This window comes from Salinicoccus sesuvii (assembly GCF_042648145.1).
Classification (GTDB): Bacteria; Bacillota; Bacilli; order Staphylococcales; family Salinicoccaceae; genus Salinicoccus; species Salinicoccus sesuvii.
Genome location: NZ_JBHRWV010000010.1, coordinates 22,086 through 35,061, shown reverse-complemented (window position 1 = coordinate 35,061; position 12,976 = coordinate 22,086). Strand labels below are relative to the sequence as shown.

General features: G+C 42.8%; 9 protein-coding genes. 3 read left to right on the top strand and 6 right to left on the bottom strand.

Annotated features, from left to right (window positions below):
* Nucleotides 1-59: 59 nt before the first annotated feature.
* The 3 genes from ACFOJ8_RS12175 to ACFOJ8_RS12165 all read right to left on the bottom strand — a co-directional run bounded on the left by ACFOJ8_RS12175 (nucleotide 60) and on the right by ACFOJ8_RS12165 (nucleotide 4,334).
* Entirely contained in the window at nucleotides 60-1,331 is a 1,272-nt protein-coding gene (locus tag ACFOJ8_RS12175; protein ID WP_380652253.1) for a glutamate-5-semialdehyde dehydrogenase, read from the bottom strand.
* Nucleotides 1,331-2,167: a glutamate 5-kinase gene (proB, locus tag ACFOJ8_RS12170; protein ID WP_380652250.1), complete on the bottom strand. Its 837-nt coding sequence runs from the start codon at nucleotides 2,165-2,167 to the stop codon at nucleotides 1,331-1,333. The genes ACFOJ8_RS12175 and proB overlap by 1 nt, the downstream gene beginning before the upstream one ends.
* 166 nt (nucleotides 2,168-2,333) lie before the next feature.
* Nucleotides 2,334-4,334 carry a penicillin-binding transpeptidase domain-containing protein gene (locus ACFOJ8_RS12165; protein WP_380652247.1) on the bottom strand — a complete coding sequence of 667 codons (2,001 nt, stop codon included), beginning with the start codon at nucleotides 4,332-4,334 and terminating at the stop codon, nucleotides 2,334-2,336.
* A gap of 162 nt (nucleotides 4,335-4,496) precedes the next feature.
* Between ACFOJ8_RS12165 and ACFOJ8_RS12160 the strand changes: the two genes are divergently transcribed.
* On the top strand, nucleotides 4,497-5,264 hold the full coding sequence (locus tag ACFOJ8_RS12160; RefSeq protein WP_380652244.1) for an NRDE family protein: 768 nt from the start codon (nucleotides 4,497-4,499) through the stop codon (nucleotides 5,262-5,264).
* 175 nt (nucleotides 5,265-5,439) lie between these two features.
* Nucleotides 5,440-5,679 (top strand): indolepyruvate ferredoxin oxidoreductase subunit alpha, encoded by a 240-nt coding sequence (locus ACFOJ8_RS12155; RefSeq protein ID WP_380652241.1) that lies wholly within the window; start codon nucleotides 5,440-5,442, stop codon nucleotides 5,677-5,679.
* A 526-nt stretch (nucleotides 5,680-6,205) separates the two neighbouring features.
* On the opposite strand, the gene ACFOJ8_RS12150 is transcribed toward ACFOJ8_RS12155, so the two are convergent.
* From ACFOJ8_RS12150 to ACFOJ8_RS12140, 3 genes are all read right to left on the bottom strand, one after another.
* A complete protein-coding gene (locus ACFOJ8_RS12150) occupies nucleotides 6,206-8,485 on the bottom strand; it encodes a glycoside hydrolase family 3 C-terminal domain-containing protein (protein ID WP_380652238.1) in 2,280 nt (759 codons plus the stop codon).
* 59 nt (nucleotides 8,486-8,544) lie between these two features.
* Complete coding sequence (locus ACFOJ8_RS12145; protein WP_380652236.1) at nucleotides 8,545-10,089, bottom strand: sulfatase family protein; 1,545 nt, start codon at nucleotides 10,087-10,089, stop codon at nucleotides 8,545-8,547.
* A gap of 72 nt (nucleotides 10,090-10,161) precedes the next feature.
* Nucleotides 10,162-11,526, bottom strand: coding sequence for a glycoside-pentoside-hexuronide (GPH):cation symporter (locus ACFOJ8_RS12140; protein WP_380652233.1), 1,365 nt, complete (start codon nucleotides 11,524-11,526; stop codon nucleotides 10,162-10,164).
* A gap of 265 nt (nucleotides 11,527-11,791) precedes the next feature.
* Here ACFOJ8_RS12140 and ACFOJ8_RS12135 point away from each other — a divergent pair, with 265 nt between their 5' ends.
* Nucleotides 11,792-12,934, top strand: a complete 1,143-nt coding sequence (locus ACFOJ8_RS12135) for a helix-turn-helix domain-containing protein (protein ID WP_380652230.1) — start codon at nucleotides 11,792-11,794, stop codon at nucleotides 12,932-12,934.
* Nucleotides 12,935-12,976 lie beyond the last annotated feature (42 nt).

Below are 12,976 nucleotides of genomic sequence, written 5' to 3'. Positions count from 1 at the left end.
ATATTACTAGTATTTCATGTTAATGCAGAAAACCCCTCTCAATATTGAGAGGGGTTTTCTTATGCCTTGATTTGGCCTGATCCTAGAATAGTGTACTTATAGCTCGTCAACGCTTCAAGTCCCATCGGACCCCTGGCGTGGAGTTTTTGTGTACTGATGCCGATTTCCCCACCGAAGCCGAACATCTCACCATCCGTGAAGCGGGTCGAAGCATTAACATATACCGCGGCCGAATCGATATCAACAAGAAAATCCTGGGCATGCGTATAACTGCTTGTGACAATGGCATCTGAATGACCGGATGAATAGGCTTCTATATGGGAAACTGCAGCATCATAATCTGAAACAATCTTCACAGCGATCTCGTTTGCAAGGTATTCCGTATGGTAATCAGCGTCAGTCGCCGGTACTGCATCTTTGATGATGGCACACACCTTGTCGTCCCCGTGGATCAGTACCCCTTTTTCTGCCAGGGCTTCTGCTAAGGTCGGCAATGCAGCATCCGCGATACTCTCATCGATTAGCAATGTCTCAAGGGCATTGCAGACTGACGGACGATGCGTTTTACCATTGACCAGTATGGATTTTGCCATCGCTAGGTCTGCCTGCTCATGCACGTAAAGATGGCAGTTGCCCGTCCCTGTTTCAATGACTGGCACCGTGGCGTTATCAAGTACGGTCTGTATCAGGTTGCCGCCCCCGCGAGGAATCAGACAGTCGAGGCCGGCATTGAATTTCATGAATTTTGCTGCCAGTTCCCTAGACGGGTCTGTAATCAGCTGAATACTGTCGATAGGTACATTGGAACCTTCAAGCCCGGATTTCAGCACCTGGATCAGAGCTTTGTTGCTGTTGATCGCTTCCTTACCACCTCTAAGTATCACGGTGTTACCTGCTTTCAAACATAGCGCAGTGGCATCAACCGTCACATTCGGACGTGATTCGTAGATGATGCCGATAACACCGAGTGGTACGCTTCGCCTGGTAATTCTAAGTCCATCGGCGTTCACCCACTCACCTTTTGATACGCCAGTCGGATCCGGCAAGGTGGCAATCTGTCTCAACCCATTCGCCATGCCCTGGATGCGTTCCTGGTTCAACGTCAGACGTTCGACCATTGATTCTGGATACTCTGCTTCCTTACTGTGCATCAAATCCTTCGTATTTTCAGCCAGAATGAAGTCCTGCTGTGATTCTAGCGCCTCTGCCATCTTATGAAGGGCTTCGTTCTTCTCGGCAGCACTCAGTTTGCGCAGTATTTTTGCTGCGGATTTTGCCGCTACCCCCATCTTCTCAAGTACCGTATCGTTATCTACAGGTGCATGTCCCATTATTTCTCCTCCCCTTGCAGTGCTTTTTCTCGCACGTCTTTTTTAAATAATGTCCCAATCTCATTGCCTTTGAATATGTCGAATACCAAAGAAGGATCTTCAGCACTTGTAATGATCATGCTCTTGTTGTTATCCATGAGATACTTGGCTGCTTTAAGCTTTGTCGCCATACCACCGGTAGCAAATGTCGAACCGGCACCTTCTGCCATACCAAGTATGTCTTCGTCCACATTGCCTACACTTGGTATCAGTTTTGCATAGCTGGTGGTATGTGGGTTTGCATCATATAGGCCATCAACATCACTCAGTATGATAAGGATATCTGCATCTACCAGTTCTGTCACAACCGCAGCAAGCGTATCGTTTTCACCGAACTTTCTATTATAGGTTTTCTCGTCTGTTGAGATGGCATCATTTTCGTTGATGACCGGGATAATCTTTCTTGCCAGAAGGGAGTTGATCGCGGACTGACAGTTGACATATGAAATCGGAAAATCAACGATATCGCGAGTCATTAGAATCTGTCCGACGTATTGGTCATAGTGTTGGAAGAAGCGGCAATAGAGGTTCATGAGTGCACACTGGCCGACGGAAGCGAGTGCCTGGAAATCTGCGATTGTCTCAGGATATTCTTTTAGTTTCAAGGTGCAGGCGCCAACACCGACCGCTCCTGAACTGACGAGTATGACTTCTTTTCCTTGCTGCTGAAGTACGGAACAGACATAGGACAAACGATCAATTTTTCGGTAGTCAATTTCTCCGGGCGACTTCATTATCGAATTTGTACCAATCTTAATGACGACACGTTTGCTATCTTTTAGAAAATCACGATTCATCTAAACCCCTCCCATGAAGGTCAATTAATAATATCTATTAATTATACATAAAATTGCATATAAATCCACATTTATTTTTAGTTTTTTCTTCTTTCTTTTTATTTAGATTCAAAGTATTTCTTTTATATACAAAAAAATCCCGGAACCATGGGGTTCCGGGATTTTTCTATTCTCTAAGATCATCGTGTATCTCAGCAAACTTTTGGGCAGTGTATTCACTCATCCCCCTATCTTCCACTCTTTCTACGTACAGGCTCATGACCATATCTTTGGTATTCTGATCATAGCCGATGAACCAGCCTGTTTCTTCTCCACCCGATTCCTGTGATGTTTTGTTTTCACTCGTTCCGGTCTTGCCGGCAAATTCTGCGTAGTCACGCTCGGTGTCATCCGGATGGTTCAGCCTTACAACATCACGCATCGCTGATTCGAGATAGTCGAGATCCTCCTGAGTGGCAATGTCTTCAATCAATACGTCTTCTTCTGTCTCAAGCATGATATGCGGGGCGTAGATATCTCCACCATTGACGACTGCGCCATAGATGGAAGTGATCTGGATTGGAGAGATCAGTAACTCTCCTTGCCCGTAGCCTGTATCTGCGAGCAGTATGTCGCTGTCTATTGTGCCAGCATTAGAGACTTGGCTTGTGTAGATCGGATAGTCTGTATCATATTCCTGACCAATCCCAAGATCCGTCATGCCTTCTACAAAGGTCTCTGCTCCAAGATCCAGCGCCGTACGTGCAAAATAGATATTGTCCGAATAAGTCAGAGCTTTATTCAGATTAAATACTTCATCCATTACGTGGTAACGGTTCACTTCATAGCCGCCCCATGATGCATCCTGTTGCCAACCTCTCCCTGTAATTTCGATCTCTGCATCCTTGTCGAAGTCGTCCGTATTCATTGCCACAATCGCGGTCAGGATCTTCTGCGTCGATCCTGGGGATGCCGTTCGGTTAAATTTATTCATCAATGGGTTACCTTCGTCGGATTCAAGTGTGTCATACTCTTCCTGCGTTAGTCCGAACATGAAGTCATACGGACTCGGGCTCGGGTAACTGACAGTAGCGAGCATTTCTCCATTATTCGGATCCATGGCGACACCTGCGCCCGAGTCCGATTTTAGATTTTCGTAGATCGTAGACTGAGTCTCACGATCGATTGTAAGAATGATATCCTCACCGTCCTTTGGTGCTTCGCTGAACAGTTCTTCTTCTATAGTGCCATCTTTATCAACAAACTGTACAGTAAACCCTTGTTCTGGTTTCAACCTATCCTCGTAAAGTCTTTCGATGCCTTGTTTGCCAATTACATCATCTGAACTGTATTGTTCCCTTTCTTCCAGTTCCTCTGCGGTAATCGGTCCAATATATCCAAGTAGATGGTAGCCTGCTTCATCGAGTGGGTACTCTCGTTCACTGGAGGACTGGATAGTGAGTTCCTGCTCCTCGAAATCGGCCTTTTCGGTCTCTGTAAACCGGTGTGCATCTTTTATCGGTACGAACATGCCGTCTTCTATCCAGGAGGCTTCCGTGATACTTTTTAGACGTTCTTCTCCCACATTGAGCACCTCAGCAGCTTCAACAAGCTCCGCTTCACTCACCTGGCCGGCAATGTACCCTACCGTTTCCTTGGTACCATTGAATGCAAGCGGCTCTCCATTACGGTCCAATATGTCCCCCCGTGCGCCTGAAGTGGTTTCGATCCTCAATTCATTGTCATCAAGTCCCGGAATAATCATATCCGGCGTCCACTCAACGAACCAGTCATTCTCTTCCTCATCGTAGGTGAAATCCACCTGGTAGTCTCTATTCAGTTCCCCATAGCGCGTATCAAGTATAAGATTGCCGGTATAGGACCACTCCATGTCATCTTCTGACTCGGATTCCACCTTTTCCATATTTTCGAGACTTGCACTCTCTACTCCGAGTGAATCGAATAGTTGCTGGTTCCGCTCTACAACTTCCGCTTCAGAATAATTCTCTTTGGAAGATGCATCAAGAAGCGGGTATATATCTGTATATTCTCCATTCTGGTATGCTTCAGTATATGCGTTCAGTGTCTCCTCTTCCGATTTCTGAAAAAGATCGGATGTCATCAGAAAATAAAGCCCTACAGCCAGAAGGATAACGATTACTGGTATCGACCATAATAATTTCTTCATCTTTACCTCCACAATTTTTAATATCCATCATTATACCAGTGTTGGGGAGGCGCTTAAAGAGAGCACAAGATTTTCCTCTTAGTCATCTATAAACAGATGCCATGCTACATCACACGCACAATGATAATATGTATATAACTTATAGAAGAACGAGGGATTTATATGTGCTTGATTATTTTTCAAAAGAACAACCATCCCCGCTACAAACTGGTCATTGCAGCCAACCGGGATGAATTTTATGGGCGCCCGACTGCACCTGCACAATTTTGGGAGGAATATCCCGACATGCTTGCTGGACAGGATTTGAGTAAAGGCGGGACATGGCTTGGAATGACAAAGCAGGGACGTTTCGCAGCCGTCACAAACATCAGGAAACCGGGATTTGAGGATCCCGATAAGAAATCGCGTGGCGCGTTAGTCAGCGATTATCTCACTGGACAGTCAGACCCAGAAACCTACCTTGACGCCCTTGATAAAGCGAAAGGTGATTATTCCGGATTCAATCTGCTTGTGGGTAACCAGAACGAACTTTTCTACCTGAACAATGATGGGAACAGTGCCGATGTTGTTACTGACGGTGCACATGGCCTAAGCAATCACCATCTCGATACACCATGGCCGAAAGTCGTCAAAGGCAAAACTCGGTTGGATGATTATCTGCAGACTGCAGATACGATAGATATCGATATAATTTTTGATATCCTGTATGATTCTGAACAAACCTCAGGCGTACTTCCAGAGACGGGATTACCTGAATCACTTGAACGCCAACTATCGTCAGCCTTCATCAATATACCAGACTACGGCACACGGTCATCCACAGTCGTTCTCGTCGACCATGACGACAATGCAACATTTGTCGAACGGACTTTCTCAGAAGACGGACAGACCGGTGAAAATCGTTACGAATTTAAAATCGATTCTTATTAATCCATTCGCTAAATTGACCTGATTACGCATATGCCTTATGATTGATATATAGATGATTTGCCTGATGAAAAGCATACAGCAGAAGAATGAGGCATATTTCAAGTCTACACATAAGATTACGAGTACCAGCCCCAACCAATGAAAGAAATATTCATAAAAGTGAGGAGGTCGTACCATGGCATATGTTATCCTGCAACCGTGTATGGCTGAGAAGTCCGGAGATTGCGTAGAAGTCTGTCCTGTCGATTGTATCGAAGAAGGACCAGACCAGTTCTATATCGATCCTGATATCTGTATCGACTGTGGCGCGTGCGTCGCAGTCTGCCCGGTAGATGCGATCGTAGAAGAATACGAAATGACACCGGAAGATGAGCCATTCCTGGCTAAAGCTGAGAAGTTTTTCGCCACTAAGTAAGCAAAAACCTTGTTTGAGGACTTTCCTCAAACAAGGTTTTCTATTTGCAGAGTAAATCATCCACCTGTAATTTTTGATACCATTCTCGAATGCTTTACCAGCATTATTTCCAATGCCATGCAATACTTCCTGTAGAGCAAATGTTTCTTTATAAAAAGACAATCCCTCGGATAGTTGTTCACCGTTAGGATACAGGTCGATACATATGTCTAAAACGCTTTGCCGTAGTTAGAGTATTTCCGCGAAATCATATGCTGGATACACTAAAGCAAACGCTCCGAAGTCTATAATCCAATTAATTTGATGGTACCATATCTAAATTGCTAAATACTTCCCTTGCCAAAAGAGCGAAATCTGATTCCTTTTAACATGTTGATTGCTCTGAGTTTAAATAGATTTAATGTTCCTCATTTCAACCCTAATTGCAGTTTAAATATTAAACGTCTTAAGTAAGTTGTATCAGTATCCAACCAAATAAAACCCCACTTTAAAGTGGGGTTTTTACTTCTCTTTCCATAGAAATTGATTAAACAGTAGACGTACTTACTTGATTCAATTCATCAATATACTTTTGCATATCTTCTTCTGTGAATTTACCTTCACTAAAGTTGGATAATGCACGGAGTGGCAGATAATTCGTCATGGCTTCCATCATATCACTCATGCCACTATTTTCATCCATATGCTGAGTAAGTGGTGTCTCAACACTTGCAAGCATATTTTCGACAATTTTCGCTTGCTCAGGGTTCTTCATCAAATCACCTATCGTCGTGTTGCGACCGACTTTCTCCGTCTTAGTATGACTATCTTTTACAGTGACTGTCTGAGAAAGTTTTAGATTCCTTGAAGATGAACCCACCGCAATCTCAAACTCTCCACCTTCTACGCGCCAGTCCTCTAGATCAACATCATAAAAAGCAAAGGAACGCATATCGAGCTCGAAGGTGACTCTTTTGGTTTCGCCTGGATCCAGATAAACTTTCTCGAACCCTTTTAATTCCTTCTCAGGACGTGAAATGGTAGCCTCAACATCTTTTACGTAAAGTTGTCCGACTTCCTTGCCTGCGCGATCGCCTGTGTTACTAATGTCTACAGAAACCTTTACATTATAATCTCCATTTTGAGCTTCTTCCACTTCAAGATTACCGAATTCGAATGTTGTATAACTCAATCCATAGCCAAATGGGAACAGGGGTTCCACATTCTTTTTGTCATAGTAGCGATAGCCGACATAGATACCTTCTTTATACTCTACTTCATCACCGTCGCCTGGGAAGTTGAGATATGAAGGATTATCTTCCAGTCTAATCGGGAAGGTTTCAGCCAATCTACCACTCGGGTTTACATCACCATACAGTAGTTTGGCAATTGCGCTACCTAGGGCCTGTCCTCCAAGATATCCTTCAAGTACCGCTTTAACCTTAGATAGCCAAGGCATCTCTATAGGTGCACCATTACTTAATACAACGACAATATTGGATTGGACTTCGCTGATTGCTTCAATCAGTTGTAGCTGATTTTCAGGTAAGGACAGATGTGTGCGGTCATAACCTTCAGATTCATATGCATCCGGAAGACCAAGGAATAGCACTGCTATTTCTGCTTCGGCAGCATGTTTTTGGGCTTCTTGTATAAGCGAGTCATCTACTTGGTCTCCGTCAAGCGTATATCCCTCGGAGTAACTTACGTCTGACGTATTGTCTTTGCACAGCTCGTTATAGATATCGTCAAGCTCTGTTGGATTGATGTTTGAACTGCCCCCACCTTGGTAACGCGGTTTTCTTGCCAATGCACCAATGATTGCGACATCTTTTTCTTTGGAAATCGGGAGGATTTGGTCTTCATTTCTCAGGAGTACCATACTCTCAGACGCCACTTCACTTGCGAAATTATGATGCGTTTTCTTATCAAAAGATACATCGTTCTTTTGGTTTTCTGCAACTTTGAGAATCAATTCAAGTAGTCCTTCTACGGACTCATCCAATTGATCAGTCTCCAGTGCACCTGAATCAATGGCTTCAAGCAGTTTCTTCTTGCCAATGCCATAACTGCCTGGCATTTCAAGTTCAAGCCCAGCTTTCAAGCTTGCTACTCTCTCATTTACTGCCCCCCAGTCGGATACTACAATCCCATCGAATCCCCATTCTTCTCTAAGGATTTCTGTGAGGAGACGGTGGTTCTCTGAAGCGAATTCACCATTCACTTTATTGTATGCACTCATCACTGTCCAAGGCTGAGCCTTTTTTACAGCTCCTTCGAAGCTTGCGAGGTATATTTCGCGCAACGTCCGCTCGTCTACTACAGCGTTTGTAGACATACGTCTGTGTTCTTGGTTGTTGACAGCGAAGTGTTTCAACGATCCACCTACACCTTGGCTCTGCAAACCATTGATATGGCTCGCAGCAAGTTCACTGGATAGATATGGATCTTCTGAAAAATATTCAAAATTCCGGCCACATAGTGGGGAACGTTTAATATTGGCACCCGGGCCAAGCAGTACGCCCACTTTTTCCGATAACGCTTCTGTTCCAAGTGTCTGCCCCACTTTTGTAAGCAGATCACGATCCCATGTACTTGCGAGACCTGCTGCTGAAGGGAAGCACGTTGCAGGGAGACTGTCGGTCAATCCCAAATGGTCGGCGCCTTCCGCTTGTTTTCTAACGCCATGAGGACCATCAGTTACCAGTATTGAAGGAACACCAAGACGCTCTATTCCTTTCAGATTCCAGAAATCAGCACCTGAACACATTTCAACCTTCTCTTCGAGAGTCATTTGACTCAGTATTTCTTTGATTTTGTCGGACATAATGAATGCCTCCTCTGATTTTATGTTCAATTAACTTGTCATCCATGCTCTATTTACTATTATTCAAATAAACTGGACATCATTTTTCGAGTGAACTCGCCTTTTTCATCTCTTCTTTCTTCCGGAAACTCCTGGGGATGCTTTGCTTTCAATTTTTCGAACTGTTCTTCGCGTCCAGTTTCAACTAATCTCTGACCATAATTCTTAAGGAACCCTTTGGCATGGAAAGGTCCGCCCTCTTTCATGACTGTCCAAAGCGGATCGACATCAAGACCTGCTCTTATCATCGTCGTATCACGCCACTGGTTCAAATAGTAGGCGCCTTCCATACATACTTCTCTGTGTGCTTCAGCAACATTATTTTCTTCTCTCGGATCATCCTTCAAATTGAACAGCATCTCATCATCGAATAGATGGTAACCGTCATGGTATGTTTTCATATAGAGCCAATCACCGAATCTGACACTGCGCTGCGCAACATGGGCACATTGTGAAATTACCAGATAGTCCCTTCCGGTATCTGCGCCGGTTTTCAAGGAATCAGCAAAGCTGCGACCGTCCCAATTTGGAGAAGCTGGCAGATCAAACATTTCCGCCAATGTAAGCGGTAAGTCCAGATGATAGTGGAGACCTTCGTCCACAATACCTTCTTGCATGCCTGGCCATTTGATGATCATCGGTATCCGACATGTCCCATCATCTGCAGTCGCGTGTTCTCCGTAAATGCCAAGCTGTCCCATGTTTTCCCCGTGATCTGCAGAAATGATGATGACAGTGTCTTCCAACACACCCAGTTGCTCAAGATGATCAACCAGCATCCCTACGTGTTCATCTACGTAACGGATCCCCGTATCATATCCATCAATCATCTTTCTCAAATCAGCCATCGTCTTTATCTCGCCTGGGCTTCTTGGGAACTTATCGCTCATCTCGTTGGTATAAGTCATATTATTATGATCGATTTCAAGCTCGTGTACACTATGTGGTCCCACTGCCTGTTGATGCTTTTCAAGGGTTTCTTCGTTGGCCCATGATGGTAATTCAGTATTTTCGAATGGATTTCCGAAACTCTCAGGTGCCCGGTAAGGCGTATGTGCATCCCAATAGTTAATGTAAAGGAACCAATCGTCGTCTTTACCATTCTTGTCCAACCAATCTTTGGCTACAGGTGTCACCTGCTCAGCAGATTCCATTCCGAACCCACCTGTGTTGAAAATCTCATTGAAACCCGCATAGAAGTTGTACGTTCCATGTCTTTGCGGAAATGGACTGATCAAGGCTGTATTCAACCGTGCACCAAGCTGCAGGAATGAGGGGAGTGAACCACCGACGGATAGATCTGAAAATAGGTTTCTGCTCTCTCCTTGGTGTCTCATGTCACCTGCAGTACCTCCGTGATTCACAAGTCCGTTTCTTAGACCGAATTGTCCAGACATCAGCGCTGTTCTGGAAGGAGCACAAGGGGCATCAGAAGTATAGTAGTTATTGAACTGGACACCTCTCTCAGCAATCTGATCAATATTCGGAGAAGTATCTCGTTCGTAACCGTAACACCCTAAGTGGCGTGGACTGACAGAGTCTAAATCTAGAAATAAAACTTTCACGTATATCGCTCCTTGTATTTCAAATTATGTTTCTTATCGTTTGCATCTTTAAAATCTCTAATAAGACACTCTTTAATTCTTTGTCGTTACTTCCTCAACTTCTCCATTTCTCTCTCTCAACTCAGCTACAATTTGAGGATGCATTTTATCCAGTTTATAGAATTGAAGTAGAATCAGCACTAGACTGAAACTGATAACAGGAAACCAGATATAACTAAACTCGATGGCGCTTAATGCGGAAGCAGACTGGGATTCAGCATTAGGGACGTAATTACCGAATGCAAGCATCCATGCACCTGCCGCTCCACCAATACCCATACCAAACTTTGCTGCGAAAGTAGAACCAGAGTATAGGAGACCATTGGCTCTTACTCCAGATTTCCATTCACCATAATCAATAGTATCGGCAATGAGGGAGAACAAGAGACTTGGAATTAGACCGAGTCCGATACTTCCGACACCCACACCCACATAAAGCAGCGGGATAGACGAAGTAAATGTAGCAACATATATAATTAGAGAACCAATAATACCTATGATGATACCCAACTGCATTGTTCCTTTTCCACCAAATCGTTTTGTAAAGAAGGGAATGAGCAGAAGTGCAACAACCGTTAAATAGTTCAACCCCATTACAATTGGGACAATATCTTGCCTTCCAAAATTGTATTGGACGAAATAAACGGTGGATTGATTTCTTATAATGAAGATGAAAAAGAATGCCATCTTCGAAATGAAAATGATCAACCATGGTAGATTGAAAGCTTTCATACCTTCTTTAAGCGGGACCACTTCTTGAGTCTTGTAATATTGTCTCTCAGTCGTATTCTTGAAAGCATTGATGAACATTGGTATCGCAATGATTCCAAAAAGAGTCATCGTAAGTGCGAACCCTCTTGCTTCATTGCCATCTCCAAAGAAAGAAACTAACGGCAATGTGAAGACAGAAACTATAAATCCACCAATCTGCGCAAAAATCAATCGTATTGAAGTAACTTCATGTCTTTCTTGAGGGTTATTCGACATACTTGGTAGCATTGCAGATAGAGGAATATTGATGAATGTATATGCAAGCCCTAGAAGTATGTATGTTGAATACGCATACCATATCTTACCTTCCGCACTTAAATCTGGTGTAAGAAATGCGATGACACCTAAAATGGCGAAAGGCAAACACATCCATAAGAAGTACGGTCTGAATTTACCCCATTTCGTATTTGTGCGGTCGATGACATACCCAGCCAAAAGATCGGTACCTGCATCAAGAAACCTTACAATAAGAAACAGTGTGCCCACGACACCCGCACCGATGCCGAAGACATCAGTATAAAAGTAAAGTAAATAAGTGGATACCATAACAAAAATTAAGTTGGAAGCTGTATCCGCCAACCCATAACTGATTCGTTCCTTCCAAGGAACCTGATCTACCTTAAACATAGAATTCCACCTGACATTATATTCATAAAGCGTTTTCGTAAGCGCTTTCTAAAATATAAAGGGTTTTACTCAATTTATGTGTCTATCTATCAATATTTTTAGTAATATATTAATATTAAGTAATGAAAATATTAAAAATTTTTATGAGCTGTATATTAATTGATAACATATAAACATAGGAGGGATTAAAATAGAACAAAACGCAGATAAACTTGAATACATTAGCAGAGTGTTCTTTGAGATCCATCGGATTCCAGTCTTCTTCATGAACTTTGATCAAGAGATAATTGTTGAATTCTCTTTCAACTATGATAAAAATCCTTTCTATCCCTCTAAATCCAAGATGTTGAAGAAAATCTATGAACAAACCAAAATCGACGGCCCCTCCATCCAAAGTACTGTTTATATGGAGAAGTTCATAACACTACCTTACATTAGTGGCGATACAGCAGAAGGGATATTCATTATTGGGCCCTATCTGGATAGTGATACCAAAAAAGAGAGTATTATGAGAAAGCTCTCAAGTAACAGGCAAAATAGTGAAATCGAAAACTATCTAACATCTCTTGCAAGACTGGATGGGACTAAAGATTTCTATATTCTTATGCAGCTGTACTACATGATTCATAATGAACAGATTGAATTGAATGATATTATCCACAACAAGAATCATATCAAGATAGAAGAACTGCAAGCACCTGATATGGCAATTTCCAAAGGTAGAAGAGAATTTTCCCTCCATCATACTCAACTTTATGAGAGAAAGTTTCTTCAGGCTGTACAAAAAGGGGATGCTCAGACTGCAATAAAGGAATTTCGGTCAACACCCGATTCAGGTAAGACTGGGGTCCTATCAAAGAGGAATCTGTTACGTGGTAGAAAGAACTTGGGAATTGTCATCATCGCCCTGATGACACGAGAAGTTATGAAAAACGGTGTGCATAATGAAGTTGCTTATACGTTGAGTGATCTCCATATACAGAATTTGGAGGAGTTGGATTCACAAGAAGAGGTCGATCATGCATTGGAGACAGCCATCATCGATTTCACGTCTCAAGTCGCAAAGAAAACAAGGCTTCAATATTCGGTCATTATCAACCAATGTGTGAGCTATGTCTTTAAAAATCTATATGATGATCTTACACTTGGCAGACTAGCAGAGACAGTGAATGTACACCCAAATTATTTGTCTGCATTATTTAAAAAAGAAACCGGTATGAATTTAAAAGATTATATTCAGGAAGCAAAAGTAGAAGAATCAAAACTGCTGATCACTTCCTCAGACTACTCTCTATTGGAGATTTCAACGTTGCTCAATTTCCACGATCAAAGCTATTTTACAAGAGTATTCAAGAAACATACCGGATTGACTCCTAAAAAGTTTCGCAATGCCTACTCTATTCTATAATTTGAGTGACAGTAATTTATACAGTAATAAAGTATGTAAATA